A 14,953-nucleotide genomic window follows, 5' to 3' on the forward strand; every position below is an offset into this window, starting at 1 on the left:
TAAGCACTCCGTATTTTATTGTTTTATTCTCGCATTAACACAACGTAACCTATTTACATCGTGTGCCACTGCAAGGCACGCATTGGTTTAGCCCGACGAGACTAAACCTAAGCATGTGGCTAAAGTTAGATCTCCGAACTACGTTGTGTGTCTTGCCAGTTTGTTGTTATGGCAACATTCACATCCGATTTCTGTAATGGGTCTTTACCTAAAATTATGTCAGCTGCTTTTTCGGCAACCATAATAGTAGGCGCATTCAAGTTTCCGTTAGGAACAGTTGGGAATATAGATGAGTCAACAACACGTAGTCCTTCAATACCATGTACTTGCGTATTTGAGTTAACAACGGCCATATCATCTTCACCCATTTTGCATGAGCAAGAAGGGTGGTAGGCACTTTCTACGGCTTGGCGTACAAAGGCATCTATTTCTTCATCTGTTTGAATATGTTTACCGGGTTGAATTTCTTCATCGCGGTATTCATCAAAGGCACTTTGCTCGATTATGTCGCGTGTTAAGCGAACGCACGCTCTAAAGCCTTCAATATCGTCTTGGTGTTCAAGGTAATTAAATAAAATGGTTGGTGGTTGCTCAGGATTAGCAGAAGCAATAGTCACACTACCGCGACTTTTTGGTTTGTTATGACCAACATGTACCTGAAAACCATGACCTGCAAATGCACTTCTACCATCGTAACGCATAGCCGCTGGTAAAAAGTGATACTGAATATCTGGCCATTCAACACCTGGTTTTGAGCGAATAAACGCACACGATTCAAAATGATTCGTTGCCCCTAAGCCCGAACGCGTTAATAACCAGCGCGCACCAATCAACCCTTTTGAAACAATGCCTAGCTTGCCGTTAAGCGTGATAGGTTGCTTACACTTGTATTGAAAGTAAAACTCAAGATGATCTTGTAAGTTTTGACCAACACCTGGTAGATGATGCTGTACTTCAACGCCTGCTTTTTCAAGCGCTTGAGTATCACCAATACCAGAGAGTTGTAAAATATGTGGAGAGCCAATTGGCCCTGCACTTAGTACAACGTCTTTTGCAGCATGTGCAGTTTTAACGTCGCCATTTACTTTGTATTCAATGCCAGTGGCTTTTTTGCCATCTAAAATCACGCGTTGTGCTAGTGCACCGGTAATAATTGTTAAATTACTACGCGATTTAACAGGGTCTAAATACTCACGAGAAGCAGAGCTGCGCACGCCGTCTTTTACGGTCATGTGCATTGGGCCAAAACCTTCTTGCTGCGACGCATTATAATCATCTGTAGAAGCATAACCGGCTTGTACACCTGCTTTGATAAAGGTACGGTAAAGCGGGTTTTTCATTTCGTTGCCGTTATTAACGCCAAGCGGGCCTTTGCCACCACGGTAAGTATTTTCACCAAGGTAAAAGCTTTCTGCTTTTTGAAAATACGGTAAACACGATTGGTAATCCCAGCCGTTTGCACCGTGTTGCTGCCATTCGTCAAAATCTTTTGCGTGGCCACGTACGTATACCATGCCATTAATAGATGACGAGCCGCCTAATACTTTGCCTCGAGGACAATGCATTTCACGGTTATCTAAATGAGGCTCAGGTTGCGTATGAAACTGCCATGCGTATTTGTCACTATTCATAGGAATAGATAACGCGGTTGGCATTTTTATAAAAATACTTTTATCGCTACCGCCAGTTTCAAGTAGTAACACGCGGTTGCTTGAATCTTCAGATAAACGGTTTGCTAAAACACAACCCGCCGAACCCGCGCCAACAATAATATAGTCGTAATGATTACTCATAGTAGGGCGCCTTAAAATGGGCTTTCTATGTCGGCCATACCAACATAAATAGACTTAGTTTGCGTGTATTGATCAAGAGTTTGTATACCATTTTCACGGCCAATACCCGATTGCTTATAACCGCCAACCGGCATTTCAGCAGGTGAGTTACCGTATGCATTAATCCAACAAATACCGGCTTGTAACTTATGAATCACGCGGTGCGCACGTTTAATATCGCTAGTAAATACGCCTGCAGCTAAGCCTAGGTGAGTCCCGTTAGCGCGTGCAATAACATCGTCTTCGTCGTCAAAAACAAGCACGCTCATTACAGGGCCAAATATTTCTTCTTTAACGATAGTCATATCGTCATTACAATCAATAAACACAGTCGGTGCTACAAAATAGCCATTAGGTGCAGATTTAGGTGAAAGCGTTGTACCACCGGTTAATAGCGTTGCACCTTCTTCGATGCCTTTATTAACGTAGCTCATTACTAGTTCTTGGTGCTTTTTAGAAATAAGTGCGCCAAAGTTAGTATTTAAATCTTGTGGGTCGCCAGCAATAATGTTTTTCTCAGTGCGCGCTTTAAGCTCATCAATAAACTGCTGATATACATTTCTATGAACGTAAATACGTGTACAGTTAGTACAAATTTCGCCTTGCGTATAAAAGTTACCTAACATAGCAGCGCTAACCGCTTGCTCAATGTTGGCATCATCAAATACTAATAGTGGAGATTTACCACCAAGTTCCATCGTGACATCTTTTAAAGTACCGGCAGCACTTGCTACTACTTTTTTACCTGTGCCTACTTCACCCGTAAATGATACTTTATCAATATCGCTATGCTGCGTTAGCCACTGGCCTACATCGCCCGCGCCTTGAACAACATTAAACACACCTGCAGGTACGCCAGCTTCAACAAAGACTTCTGCAAGTTTAAGTGCGCCAAGTGGTGTTTCTTCAGATGGTTTGAATATAAATGCATTACCAGCTGCAAGGGCAGGGCCCGACTTCCAACACGCAATTTGTAGTGGGTAGTTCCATGCACCAATACCCGCACAAATACCTAATGGCTCTTTACGTGTGTAGTAAAAGTCATCACCAACCATTTGTTGTTGGCCTACTTGTGCTGGCGCAAGGCCTGCAAAGTATTCAATTACATCAGCGCCGGTTTCAATATCAACACAATTTGCTTCTTGCATTGGTTTACCGGTGTCAAGTACTTCTACAAGTGCCAGCTCATCGTTGCGCTCGCGTAAAATAGCCACTGCTTTTAATAAAATGCGGCTACGTTCAATGGGTGTCATTGCTGACCACTGAGCAAAACCTTGCTTTGCACTGGCAATGGCTGCGTTTTGAATAAATTCGTCGGCAATTTCTACTGCGTAAATAACCTCGCCCGTTGCTGGGTTTGTTACATCAAATGTTTTGCCGTTCTGGTTTGCAAGAAAATGGCCGTTAATAAAATTTTGATAGACAGGTGTAGTCACGCTAGGCTCCATATTGCTTGATAAGTGAAAGTACATAGCTTTTTGCTAACTTTTCACTGTGTTTAAACTGATTATTGTCTGATTTACTCAGCACTGCTCTTAACCATAGGCCATCGATCATTGCGGCGCTAAGTTCTGCAGCTTGCTTTGCTTGCTCAATAGGCATTAATTGCTTAAAAGAAAATGCTAAATTACTTTGCAAGCGTTTACTGTTTACGTTTTGTAGTCTGTGTAATTCTTCATCATGCATCGATTGCGCCCAAAAACTTAACCACGTTCGGGTTGTATCATTACGCTGTTGTACAAGCGCAAAGTTGGCTTCGATAATAATCATTAAACGTTCAATGGCATTCGTTTGGTTATTTACTTTACTTATTAAGCCTTGTTTTAAGCTTGTTAGTAAGTATCTAACAGTGGCTTCAATTAACCCCTGCTTACCACCAAAATAATGACTAATAATGCCTGACGATAAACCGGCATTTTTACTAATGCTGTTTATAGTTGTGCCTTGTAGTCCATTAGTTGCAACTGACTCTATAGTCGCGTCAATTAGCTGCTGACGTCTGACAGGTTCCATTCCGACTTTAGGCATAATTTTTATTAATTGAACGTTCAATAAACATAAGCTTAAGGTAATAGCTCTAACAATTCAAGGCTGAAGTAAATATCTAGATGCCAAAATGTAGATTAATCATTAATAAAAGCGCAACTAATGCGATAAAGAAGATAAGGTTTTACTTTGTTTTATTTTATTTAAAACAAAGGCTTGTGAATTTTATTTTGAAATTAAATAATAGTAATGATTTGTTTACAGCAATAAATGAATAAAATGATCAATAATCATTAGTGCAGTAATAGTTAGAGTACTAATAGTATTAAATTAATACAAAAGCGGGCTAAACCTGCAATTGCTTAGTGCTCTAATAAATTTATATAGAGAGTAGATTTTGTAGTTTTATCGTTTTAAAGCGCTTGGTTTTGAAGGGTCAGGCATTATTAATAACGCCTTTAAAAAGTAGGGGGTAACGTCTTAGTCTATTGCCAATATAGTCATCAGCTAAAATTTGCTGGCAAATAAAGTCTATATCTTTGCTTGCTTCAAAAACCCAATCAAAGCGCTCTATAGCCAATAAAAAACCACGCTTTAAATGAGTTTGAGCACGGTATTGTTCTAAATTGTCTTGAATAATTGAGATTTTGCTTGGATCAGCTTTAAGCTCTTCTACTACTTGGTTTATAAAAGTAGCATTGAGCTTACTGGTAGGGCGGTTCCTGAGTTTTCGTGGGTGCATTAGCTCTCGTTAGCAATGTTATATAATTTTTTCAAAAAATCATCTTTATGTTTTTCATGCTCATAATCTAGATGATAAGTATTATGAAAACCAAAGCGTAATTCAACACCGCTTCCCTGCAAATATACAGTGTAACCATCTACATCTGAATAAGCAGTAACGCCTTGATAATGTTTACCTTCGTCAGTCATTTCGCCTTTTTGAATGATGCGTTCATACACGGCTAAAATCTGTTTGTTGTCAATTTCGTTTTTCATACTTCACCCTTTTATTTAATACCTCATACGATAATGATATGAGGGTCGATCATCTTAAAAACAATAGCTAAAAATGTGTGATATTGCTTTGTAATTTCGCTTTTTTAAATTATGCTCAAAACTCATTTATTGTTGAGCTTAGAGCATGATAGACAAGGCGTTACTACTAAAAACTCGTGAGTTATCGGATCAATTAATTGCATTGCAAACTCCAATTAGGATACTCGATGCTATTAATTGGGATAAACAAACTAAAGAGGAGTTTTTTAGACAGAAATGTCAAAAAAACCCACTCATCGATCGTGCATATTATCAACAGCGCGACCTTGGTTTTGTACCTAGCGAGTTACGCCAAGCATTTTCTACTTTGCACCGTAACATTATTAACCAATTGGGACAGTTAAATCCGATTGCTCAATATATGGGAAAAATGTGCACCGAGTATAAAACGGTATTAAGTATGCTTGAGTATCGTGGAACGCCAGAGTTTCATGACTTATCGGTGGAGTTATTTGGTCACCCTAAAGACTTATTCCATGCTGGTGAGCCCTCACTTTCTGAGCTAGCTAATATGCTAGATAAACCGCTGCAAAATTTACTTATAGCCGACATACTGCCTGACGACCCTAAAAATATTGATGCTGTTGATGCTGTGCGTATTTTGTCTGAGCAAGTAAATGCCAGTATGGCAGGCATAAACGTAGAGGTAATGCTTAGCGATGGTATTGTCAGTGATGCAGCCGCAGGTGCTAATAATATAAAGCTTAATCAAGATGTTAAGTTTTCTCAGCGTGAACTTGATATTTTAGAAGTTCACGAAGGGTGGATACACGTAGGTACCACTCAAAATGGTTTAGCACAGCCGTATTTAACATGTTTGAGTAAAGGCACGCCTAGCTCAACTATTACCCAAGAAGGCTTAGCAGTATTAACCGAAATTATTACTTTAAAATCGACACCAAGGCGTTTATCTAAATTAGTTAACCGTATTCAAGCGGTTACAAAGGTAATAGATGGCGCTGAATTTGTAGATATTTACCGTGACTATGTAGCGCAAGGTTTATCAAAAGATGACAGCTACACACTCGCGCAGCGTGTATTTAGAGGCAGTACGCCAACAGGCCTGCCTTTTACAAAAGATATTGCCTACATTAAAGGCTTTGTACTGGTTTATAACTTAATACGCGTGGCGATACAGCTTGGTCGAATCGATAGACTCCCTTTATTACTGGTAGGTAAAATATCGATAGATGATTTTAGATTAATATCGCAGCTTCATGATTTAGGTGTAATTGAGAGCCCGCAATTTGTGCCACCACACTTTAAAGACTTACGCGGTTTGGCAACTTGGTTGAGCTTTGGCCGCTTTATTGGCGATTTATCGTTTGAAAAGTTAGAAAACGATTATAAACCGTTATTTTTATAATTAATCAACATAACTTACCGACATAAAAAAAGCCCATAACGGGCTTTTTAAATAAAGTATTTTAGGTTTTGCTATCGAGCGTTGGTGCTTTCAAATATTTTGTCAGCTGAGGCTGCAACAAAACCAGTATAAAGCTCACCGTCGGCTTTAGGGTAACGAATAGCAAACTCATAAAAACAGCTAGGGATGCTCATATCACCGTCACTAAAGGTAACAGAGTATTCATCAGCAAGTGTTGACGATTGCTCTAGTAACACCTCTGGTGAGCCTTTAACTTCGCCGCCTGACGTATTAAGCGAAAAGCCGGCGTCTTTTAGGGCTTGGTTAACATCATGAATGTTATCAAACTTAGCAAGCGTATTAATATTTACGGTAAAGTGATTGGCGCGGTAACCCCACGCCGACATCCACGCTGCATATTCGCTTTCAGCTAGCAGTTGTTTGTAAGTATCGGTGCTTACTTGCCAATGCGTGCCTGAATACAAAAAGTTATCAGCAGTAACAGCACTTTCATCAATTTTATCAACCATGTCGGTTACGATGGCTTGTAACTCAGGCGAGCATTTTTCTACTAGTAGCTCAGAGATAAACACTTTTGGCTGATTCGGATCGCTATGCTCGTAGTGCTTTGCGTAAAGTTTTTTAGCTTCAAAGTGGTACTCACCACATTCTTTGTAACCAATAGCTAAAAAGTGAGCAGCGAGCTTTTCAAGACCCACTTTTTCAATATTAAACGTACGCAGCGCAATATGATCGTTAATAATGTCATCTTTTTGCGTTGACCCTAAAAGGTCATGAATTTTGTCTGCCGATGGTGTTACGTTTAAGTAGTTTTTCCAAAGGCTCTCAAATAATGTGTTTACATCAGTATGCATGTTAAATCCTTAAATCTAAAATTTTGGTTTTATTGCTTATTCAATTACCAAGCCTGGCGCTAGGGTTTGCGGTAAGCTCACTTTGTCTGACTCAACAGATGCTACAGGGTATGCACAATAATCAGCGGCGTAATAGGCACTTGCTCTGTGATTACCACTGGCGCCAATACCGCCAAATGGAGCTGCACTTGAGGCACCCGTAATAGGGCGGTTCCAGTTAACAATACCTGCACGGATGCGCTTTAAAAAGTGAGTGTAATCATCTTCACTGTCGCTAAGTAAACCTGCAGATAAACCAAAGCTTGTGTTATTGGCTTCAATGATTGCGCTGTCAAAGTCGTTGTAACGATACACTTTAATAAGCGGTCCAAAATGTTCTTCATCTGGCATGTCGGTAATGTTTGTTACATCAATAATACCCGGGCTTACAAAACCGGTGCCTGATTTTAATTGCTTAAGTTCAACAAGGATTTGCGCGCCTTTTGACACTAATTCACTTTGCGCAGCGACCATGCCTAATGCTGCTTTTTCGCTTATCATTGCACCCATAAAAGGCTGCTCTGTAGCAAAACTGTCGTCTACAACTATGTTTTTAGTCGCGCTTATTAGCTTTTCTAAAATAGCATCGCCATTGAGCGATTTTTCAATAAATAAGCGGCGTGCACACGTACAGCGCTGGCCTGAGGTAATAAAGCCTGATTGAATAATATCGTGCACAGCAGCGCTTACATCACTCACGTCTTTTACAATAAGAGGATTATTACCGCCCATTTCAAGTGCTAAAATTTTGCCAGGGTGTCCTGCAAACTGCTTATGTAGTAAGTGACCTGTGTTTGAGCTACCAGTAAAAAACAATCCATCTATGTCTTGATGAGAGGCAAGTGCTTTACCTGTTTCAATTTCACCTTGCACAAGGTTAATAACACCTGCTGGTAAGCCCGCTTTTAGCCAAAGTGAGAGGGTGAATTCTGCAACGTGCGGCGTCAGTTCTGATGGCTTAAATATCACGGTGTTGCCTGCTAAAATTGCAGGAACAATATGCCCGTTTGGTAAATGCCCCGGAAAGTTATACGGACCAAAAATAGCCACAACGCCATGCGGTTTGTGTCTAATAAACGCTTTAGCACCTGGCATTGGGTTTTCGGTTGTACCGGTACGTTCATGGTATGCTTTTACAGATATAGCTACTTTGCCTGTCATTGCGCCCACTTCGGTGCGGGTTTCCCATAATGGCTTACCTGTTTCGCGTGCAATTATGGTCGCAAATTCTTCACTGTGTTCTTTTAATTGAGCTGCGAAGTTTTCTAAAATGGCTATACGCTCTTCAAGCGGCTTATCTGCCCATTGTACCTGTGCTGCTCTGGCTGCTTTTATAGCTGAATCTACTTGCTGGGCGTTTGCGCCATTACCTTGCCATACCACATCGCCATTACTTGGATTGATTGACTCAAATGCTGGACCAAGGCCCACATGCCACTGGTTATTAATTAGGTGTGTATTCATAAATAATTTACAGGCGGAAAAATCGCGCTGCATCTCCTTGACTTAAATTAAGTGCTTTAGCCACATCTTGGCTAATGACGAGAGTATGTTTTGCATGATTGTAATGTGCGTCTTTGGTAAATGTTGCTCTAAAGCCACTTACGCCTTGATTACATACAGCCAGCGTATCAGAGCTATTTTGTGATATGTGATCAAGCTCACCAATAGTAATAGGGCAAACTTGAGAGTCGCGAATGCTGCGAATATTACCAAGCTTTGCTTCAACCGTTGGGCCTGCGTCAAATAAGTCAACGTAGCCTCTGTGCTCAAAACCTTCTTTTTCTAATAATTTTAGCGCAGGTTTTGTTTTTTCATGCACATGCCCAATAACTGCTTGGGCTTTTTTGCTAAGCAAGTTCACATAAATAGGGTATTTAGGCATTAACTCGCTAATAAATACCTTATCGCCTAAGCCAACTAAGTGATCCGCTTCTGGAAATTCAATACTAAAAAAGTGCTCTTGCAGCCATTGCCAAAAAGGAGAATGGCCGTCTTCGTCGCTAACACCGCGCATTTCTGCGATAACAGTATCGGCAAAACGCTCGCTATGCTGAGCCATAAATAAAAAGCGTGAACGCGATAAAAATCGACCTGTTAAACCTTTACGGCTATTTTCGCGCAAAAATAATGTGCATATTTCAGAGCAACCTGTGTAGTCGTTACACATGCTTAAAATATCAACGGTGTTATATACATTTAAAGTAGGCGAGTGGTGTACTGTTTTACCTAAATGATAATGATATAAAGGCACCGATAAACCTACCGCGGCTTCTATAGCGGTTGTGCCAATAACGTCACCTGTTTCACTGTCCTCTAAAACAAATAAATAGCTTTCATCAAGTGGCTGGTTAATGTTTTTGGCAAAGCTTTTTTCAGCACGTTCAATTTTTTCTTTAAGCTGTGCATCGTCCACAGGTAAAGAGGTGAACCCATGACCGGACTCAATCGCTATTTGTTTAAGCGCGTCAAAATCATTGGCAGTAATAGGACGTAATACTTGCATTTATTGCTTGCTCCAATAGCACGCCAGTAGGCGTGCTAATTTAAACTATATTAACCGTTTACTACATCGCTAACGGCTTTTTCAAAGCGCGCTAAGCCTTCTTTAATATCTTCAAACGGGATAACTAAAGACGGTGTAAAGCGAATTACATTCATGCCAGCTACAAGGTTCATTAAACCATTATTAGCACTGGCTACTAAAAAGTCGCGTGCACGTCCTTCAAATTTGTCATTTAGTACTGCGCCAATTAATAAGCCTTTACCACGTACTTCGCTAAATACGTTGTATTTTTCGTTGATTGCGTTTAATCCGTCACGGAATAATTGCTCCCGCTCTTTAACACCGTTTAGTACGTCAGGTGTATTTACTGTATCAAATGCCGCTTCGGCTACCGCACAAGCAAGTGCGTTTCCGCCATAAGTAGAACCGTGAGTACCAATTTTTAAATGCTCAGCAATTGGTGTACGAGTGATCATAGCGCCAATTGGAAAACCACCACCCAATGCTTTTGCCGTTGTTAAAATGTCAGGAACAACGCCTAAACCTTCATAAGCGTATAAATCGCCTGTGCGACCAACACCCGTTTGTACTTCATCAAAAATAAGTAACGCGTTATGTTTAGTACAAAGTTCACGTACTTTTTTAGCAAATTCATCTGTTGGTGAAATAATACCGCCTTCACCTTGTAATGGTTCCATCATAACAGCACATGTTTTATCGCTGATCAGCGCTTCAAATGCTGCTATATCGTTAAAATCACAATGTACTATGTCAGCAGGTTTAGGACCAAAGCCGTCAGAATATGCAGCTTGCCCGCCCACAGTTACTGTAAAGAATGTGCGACCATGAAAACCTTTATTAAATGCAATTATTTGCGTTTTTTCAGCGCCATATACGTCCAATGCATAACGACGCGCTAACTTAAGCGCTGCTTCATTGGCTTCTGCGCCTGAGTTTGCAAAGTAAACTTTATCAGCAAATGTTGCTTCAACCATTTTTTGAGCTAAACGAAGTGCTGGCTCATTAGTCATAACATTTGATAAATGCCAAATTTTTTCACCTTGCTCTTTTAATGCTTTAACTAATGCAGGATGACAGTGACCCAAACAGTTAACGGCAATACCACCAGCAAAATCGATAAACTCGTTATCATTTTGATCCCAAACGCGTGAACCTTCACCACGAACTGGAATGATTGCTGATGGATTATAGTTTGGTACCATTACGTCGTTAAATAAGTCTCTTGTTACTTGCATTTTTACACCTAAATTTAATGGGCTTAGATAAAAGATTAGTTGCTAACTCAAAGAAGAATATAGCCTTTATTCTTCAGCAAACACGTTATTATTTCTTGTAGAGGTCATTATCGAAGGTTAGCTATTAAAATTGCAGTGCTATTTTGTGAAAAATGATTAAAATAAAAGACAAAATAACGAAGAAAATAACCATTATGATAACTCCACAAGATGAAAAGCTACTTTCTGTACTAAAAACAAATGCTAGAGCGAGTATTTCTGACCTTGCTCGTATGCTTGACTTATCTCGTTCAACGGTACAAAGCCGTATGCTCAAACTAGAAGAAACGGGTGTAATTAAAGGCTATAGCGTTGATTATGGTGACGACTACCTCAGTAAAATGGTATCAGCTCATGTGTCTATAAAAGTAAGACAAAAATTAACAACTAAAACAAATATCGAGCTTAAGCAAATTGATGCAATTTCGCAGCTCTATGCCATAAGTGGTGAGTTTGATTTAATTGCTGTAGTACAGGCTCAAAATTTAGAGCAGCTTAGCCATTTACTAGACGATATAGGAAATCTGGATGGAGTAGAGCGCACAACATCTTCTGTTATTTTAGAAACTAAATTTAAGCGCTAGAGTCAGTGAGTTTTTGTTTTAGTCGTTAAGTGAACACTCGGTATACTTTAGGTAAGTAATAGAAAGGCTAGGGTTTGTTGATCTTTCAAGGTTGAATTTCAGTAGCCTGTTTAGTATTCAGGCAAGGCAGAGCCTATGCAGTGTGGTTACTCCCCATAAATGGGCGATAACGTAGCATTAATGCCAAACAGGCGCTGCTCAAAGGGTCCTTCCTAGGCGCTATTTACTCTTTGCTCGGTTTTTACTTATTCTTACATGGATGTAAGCCATTAGAACAACGCAGGAGCAGTTATTGAGCCCACTAGGTTACAAATCTCGCGCCGCGATTAAATAGCGCCTAGTTTGAACGAATTTTAATCCTCAAAGATCAACAGACCCTAGATATAAATGCATTAATTTAAATATTTAAGTGTACTTTTTATAAGCTAATAGCAGTAGAGCATAGATTTAAATATTGAAGCCATTGATAAGATACAAAATTTTGTAAGGAGAATTTATGCTTTTTTAATATGGATGACTATACTCATTTTAATTTGTACAATATTTAGTAATGGATTATGCCTGCATATTTTTTTACCCTCTTATTGGGTTTAACTGAGCCTCTTCAGTTTGGAACAAACTTACCCACCACTGCACCTGATAATGCAGTCAACCAAGTTGAGTGTATTTTATTTGAAATGGGAGCCCCTTTTCAGCTACAAACCTTGCCATGGTTACGTGCACGTCGAGAAGTAAAGTTAGACCGCTTAGATGGTTATTTCACAACTCATTTAATGCCTGAAATGAAGGCCTATGGGCGCATATCATCCCCCATCTTTTTAGAAAGCTGGTACTGGTTTACTCATCCAGAGAGCATTAATAAACCAAAAAATAAAATGCGTTATGGTGCAGTAAGAGGGAGTTATCAGGCTAATTGGTTTAAAACTCAGAATATTATTGCTGAGGTAGAAGTAAATTCATTAGAAGAAATAGTAAATGTTATGCACCATAAGCGGATTGATAGAATTCTACTTGATTTAGACGATTTTGAATTAGCAGCCTCTAAGCTAGGCATTAATGAAGATGAGTATCAAAGAGAATTTTTTAGGTATGTGCCTTTGGGATTATTTGCTTCGCATTCACTTATTAAACGCTTCCCTAAATTTATGCAGCAGTTTGATGAAAATATAAATACTTGCGCGCAGGCTCCATTTTCACTATCAAAAAGTGAAGAAAAGCAAATACTTGATAGGTTGTCCAGTAGTGCTAAAACCTTACTAAACTTACCTAGTTTAGTAGAACAAGTTCAAATAAGTAATGAGTCTCCCTTAAGTGAATCTGAAATTAAAAAACTAGACCGGCTATGGATAAAAGAAAGTAAACAAGTTGAGCACCCTGATGGGTTAACTATGCTTAATTTACCGTTATCTAAAGTATTTAAAAAATGGCAATTACAATTTAAAGGTGTTGTTACTGAGCTGATATTGACTGATAACCAAGGAAAAAACATCGCTATTAGTAAGCTAACCAGTGACTACTGGCAAGGAGATGAAAATAAGTTTACTAAAATATTTAAACAGTCAAAAGATTTTAACTTTGATAGCGTCACATATGATGCATCAACACATCATTTTCAAGTTCAGCTAAGTTTTCCTGTTTTAGATGATAATAATAGTCATATTGGAGTGTTAATTTTAGGTGTTGATGTAGAAAAAGCACTTCATTCGTCAAACGCAAAGAGTAATTAACTCATTACCTTTCACATAAGTTAGCTAAGCTTTAATGCTTCAGCTTAGCTAACTATATGCTATGGAAGTGTTTTTTCTGAAATAGGTTTTTTTCTTATAACTTCTTTTTTGGCTTTATCAAGCTTTATAAAATAAGCATTACCGCCTATGCCTTTAAACTCTTCATCTGTAAATACAATCGTATTGTCATCAAAAAAGGTGACTGCTTCTTTTTGAGTAACAATCCCTAAGTCTATTTTTGATACATCACCAGAGAAAAACTTATCACCTTCAAAGTTTTCAAATAACCAAAGACTTGTTGAATCAAGTAAGACTAATTTTTTACGATCGGGGCTGAGCGCCGCAGAGGTTATCCAGCATAGTTTTTCAAGCGTGGTACACGTTTTAAAAGAGTCAATTAGCTCAGCATCAAAATTTGCTGCATGATCGCCCACTTTATACACTTTAGTAATACCATCGAAAGGTTCTGTGCGGTTTTTAGTAAATAAATATAAATGACGACCTAGTGCTACAAATGCTTCTAAATCAAAATTGCGGTCATTGGGTTTTATTGGACTGCCATCCATTTCAGGGTAGGTAAACTTAATTATTTCGGCTTGGGTTGTGTTTGTTTTTATATCTATAGGGTTTTCTATTTTATAAATAGTGAGCCATCTACGATCATTTTTGTTATTACCAAAATCCCCTAAAAAAAAGTGCCCAAATTTGTTTTGGGTCATGTCTTCCCAATCAATGTTTTTAGCGTTTTCAACCAAAATTTCTTTGGCGATAGAACCATCTTTGTTAAGGCGGTAAAGCTTGGGTTCGTTGCCTCCGTCGTTAATAGCCCATAGACGTTTTTGTTTATCAAATTCAATACCTGAGATTTCTTTTAATTTAGGATCAACTGAGATTTCTTTTTTACTATAAAGGGTATAGATTGAAGAACCAACAAGTGTGGCTATTATTAAAAAGATGATGGCTATAGTTATTAAAATGCTTTTTTTCAACATGAAAATTATGATATTTCAGAGTATTAAGATGCTGTGTATTATCGCTGATGAAAGTACAGAACAAAAGAATTTTATAAATTTAGGCAATACTTTTGGATTATTTAACTTTAAATTCGATTAAATAAATAATATGTGATGTACGCTTAGTTGGTTCAAATATTGCTCTGTACTACTGAGCTTTTTAAAAAAGATTGTTTATATACTAACCGCACTTTTTAAGTGCAGAAAAAATGAATTGTTGCACTGTAATAATGCGTAAATAAAGTTTTGGTTAACTTACAACGTGTTTAATGATTTTGAATGGAATCCACATCGCCTTTTTGTTTAGTTGTATGGCCTGTGGCAAAGATTAAGTACCCTTTTTGGTTTAGTTGGAGCCTGCTATGTTGAATAAACGTTTTTTTAAAACAAAAGATGAAGCTGAAGTAACCTTTGAATTTTCTCATCCAGAGGCAGAAGAAGTTTGCTTACTAGGCGAATTTAATGATTGGCAACCTGTGCCAATGAAGCTTAATAAAAAACAAGGTGTGTTTAAATTTAAGCAACGCTTACCTATCGATCAACAATTTCACTTTCGTTATTTAATAAATGGAGACATTTGGGATAACGACCACCAAGCTGATGGTTATATTGGCAATACATTTGGCACAGAAAACAGCATAGTAAATACTCAACGCATTAATTAAGGCGAT

At 38.6% G+C, this 14,953-nt stretch carries 14 protein-coding genes; 4 read left to right on the forward strand and 10 right to left on the reverse strand.

The window, feature by feature from the left end:
- Window positions 1-125: 125 nt before the first annotated feature.
- From betA to I6F50_RS08575, 5 genes are all read right to left on the reverse strand, one after another.
- Window positions 126-1,793 carry a choline dehydrogenase gene (gene betA / locus I6F50_RS08555; protein WP_197175936.1) on the reverse strand — a complete coding sequence of 556 codons (1,668 nt, stop codon included), beginning with the start codon at window positions 1,791-1,793 and terminating at the stop codon, window positions 126-128.
- An 11-nt stretch (window positions 1,794-1,804) separates the two neighbouring features.
- Window positions 1,805-3,268: a betaine-aldehyde dehydrogenase gene (gene betB / locus I6F50_RS08560; RefSeq protein WP_165728040.1), complete on the reverse strand. Its 1,464-nt coding sequence runs from the start codon at window positions 3,266-3,268 to the stop codon at window positions 1,805-1,807.
- A gap of 1 nt (window position 3,269) precedes the next feature.
- Entirely contained in the window at window positions 3,270-3,845 is a 576-nt protein-coding gene (betI, locus tag I6F50_RS08565) for a transcriptional regulator BetI (protein ID WP_010553010.1), read from the reverse strand.
- A gap of 409 nt (window positions 3,846-4,254) precedes the next feature.
- On the reverse strand, window positions 4,255-4,560 hold the full coding sequence (locus tag I6F50_RS08570) for a hypothetical protein (RefSeq protein WP_197175937.1): 306 nt from the start codon (window positions 4,558-4,560) through the stop codon (window positions 4,255-4,257).
- A complete protein-coding gene (locus tag I6F50_RS08575; protein ID WP_002958616.1) occupies window positions 4,560-4,817 on the reverse strand; it encodes a DUF3081 domain-containing protein in 258 nt (85 codons plus the stop codon). The genes I6F50_RS08570 and I6F50_RS08575 overlap by 1 nt, the downstream gene beginning before the upstream one ends.
- 145 nt (window positions 4,818-4,962) lie before the next feature.
- Here I6F50_RS08575 and I6F50_RS08580 point away from each other — a divergent pair, with 145 nt between their 5' ends.
- Window positions 4,963-6,243, forward strand: coding sequence for a flavohemoglobin expression-modulating QEGLA motif protein (locus I6F50_RS08580; protein ID WP_008169642.1), 1,281 nt, complete (start codon window positions 4,963-4,965; stop codon window positions 6,241-6,243).
- Between the two features lie 71 nt (window positions 6,244-6,314).
- Here the strand turns inward: I6F50_RS08580 and I6F50_RS08585 are convergent, their stop codons facing one another.
- Genes I6F50_RS08585 through I6F50_RS08600 form a run of 4 tightly spaced genes read right to left on the reverse strand, consistent with a single transcriptional unit; the run spans window position 6,315 to window position 10,919 of the window.
- Window positions 6,315-7,118, reverse strand: coding sequence for a DUF1338 domain-containing protein (locus tag I6F50_RS08585; RefSeq protein ID WP_007580767.1), 804 nt, complete (start codon window positions 7,116-7,118; stop codon window positions 6,315-6,317).
- A 36-nt stretch (window positions 7,119-7,154) separates the two neighbouring features.
- Window positions 7,155-8,621 (reverse strand): succinylglutamate-semialdehyde dehydrogenase, encoded by a 1,467-nt coding sequence (gene astD, locus I6F50_RS08590; protein ID WP_197175938.1) that lies wholly within the window; start codon window positions 8,619-8,621, stop codon window positions 7,155-7,157.
- Between the two features lie 7 nt (window positions 8,622-8,628).
- Entirely contained in the window at window positions 8,629-9,663 is a 1,035-nt protein-coding gene (gene astA, locus I6F50_RS08595) for an arginine N-succinyltransferase (protein WP_007580762.1), read from the reverse strand.
- Between the two features lie 50 nt (window positions 9,664-9,713).
- Window positions 9,714-10,919: an aspartate aminotransferase family protein gene (locus tag I6F50_RS08600; RefSeq protein WP_007580760.1), complete on the reverse strand. Its 1,206-nt coding sequence runs from the start codon at window positions 10,917-10,919 to the stop codon at window positions 9,714-9,716.
- A gap of 194 nt (window positions 10,920-11,113) precedes the next feature.
- On the opposite strand from I6F50_RS08600, the gene I6F50_RS08605 reads away from it, so the two are divergent.
- Together I6F50_RS08605 and I6F50_RS08610 are read left to right on the forward strand one after the other, a co-directional pair.
- Entirely contained in the window at window positions 11,114-11,542 is a 429-nt protein-coding gene (locus I6F50_RS08605; RefSeq protein WP_002958609.1) for an Lrp/AsnC family transcriptional regulator, read from the forward strand.
- Between the two features lie 557 nt (window positions 11,543-12,099).
- Window positions 12,100-13,269: a cache domain-containing protein gene (locus I6F50_RS08610; protein WP_007580758.1), complete on the forward strand. Its 1,170-nt coding sequence runs from the start codon at window positions 12,100-12,102 to the stop codon at window positions 13,267-13,269.
- 59 nt (window positions 13,270-13,328) lie between these two features.
- On the opposite strand, the gene I6F50_RS08615 is transcribed toward I6F50_RS08610, so the two are convergent.
- Complete coding sequence (locus tag I6F50_RS08615) at window positions 13,329-14,261, reverse strand: hypothetical protein (protein ID WP_007580756.1); 933 nt, start codon at window positions 14,259-14,261, stop codon at window positions 13,329-13,331.
- A gap of 383 nt (window positions 14,262-14,644) precedes the next feature.
- Between I6F50_RS08615 and I6F50_RS08620 the strand changes: the two genes are divergently transcribed.
- Window positions 14,645-14,947: an isoamylase early set domain-containing protein gene (locus I6F50_RS08620; protein ID WP_007580752.1), complete on the forward strand. Its 303-nt coding sequence runs from the start codon at window positions 14,645-14,647 to the stop codon at window positions 14,945-14,947.
- Window positions 14,948-14,953: the final 6 nt, after the last annotated feature.

Source organism: Pseudoalteromonas sp. NZS127_1 (genome assembly GCF_015864295.1).
Taxonomy (GTDB): Bacteria; Pseudomonadota; Gammaproteobacteria; order Enterobacterales; family Alteromonadaceae; genus Pseudoalteromonas; species Pseudoalteromonas arctica.

Coding starts and splice junctions, on each gene's coding strand:
- betI (WP_010553010.1), bottom strand. CDS start 3,845: ATGGAACCTGTCAGACGTCAGCAGCTAATTGACGCGACTATAGAGTCA.
- I6F50_RS08600 (WP_007580760.1), bottom strand. CDS start 10,919: ATGCAAGTAACAAGAGACTTATTTAACGACGTAATGGTACCAAACTAT.
- I6F50_RS08620 (WP_007580752.1), top strand. CDS start 14,645: ATGTTGAATAAACGTTTTTTTAAAACAAAAGATGAAGCTGAAGTAACC.
- astD (WP_197175938.1), bottom strand. CDS start 8,621: ATGAATACACACCTAATTAATAACCAGTGGCATGTGGGCCTTGGTCCA.
- I6F50_RS08605 (WP_002958609.1), top strand. CDS start 11,114: ATGATAACTCCACAAGATGAAAAGCTACTTTCTGTACTAAAAACAAAT.
- betA (WP_197175936.1), bottom strand. CDS start 1,793: ATGAGTAATCATTACGACTATATTATTGTTGGCGCGGGTTCGGCGGGT.
- astA (WP_007580762.1), bottom strand. CDS start 9,663: ATGCAAGTATTACGTCCTATTACTGCCAATGATTTTGACGCGCTTAAA.
- I6F50_RS08575 (WP_002958616.1), bottom strand. CDS start 4,817: ATGAAAAACGAAATTGACAACAAACAGATTTTAGCCGTGTATGAACGC.
- I6F50_RS08585 (WP_007580767.1), bottom strand. CDS start 7,118: ATGCATACTGATGTAAACACATTATTTGAGAGCCTTTGGAAAAACTAC.
- I6F50_RS08610 (WP_007580758.1), top strand. CDS start 12,100: ATGCCTGCATATTTTTTTACCCTCTTATTGGGTTTAACTGAGCCTCTT.
- I6F50_RS08580 (WP_008169642.1), top strand. CDS start 4,963: ATGATAGACAAGGCGTTACTACTAAAAACTCGTGAGTTATCGGATCAA.
- I6F50_RS08615 (WP_007580756.1), bottom strand. CDS start 14,261: ATGTTGAAAAAAAGCATTTTAATAACTATAGCCATCATCTTTTTAATA.
- I6F50_RS08570 (WP_197175937.1), bottom strand. CDS start 4,560: ATGCACCCACGAAAACTCAGGAACCGCCCTACCAGTAAGCTCAATGCT.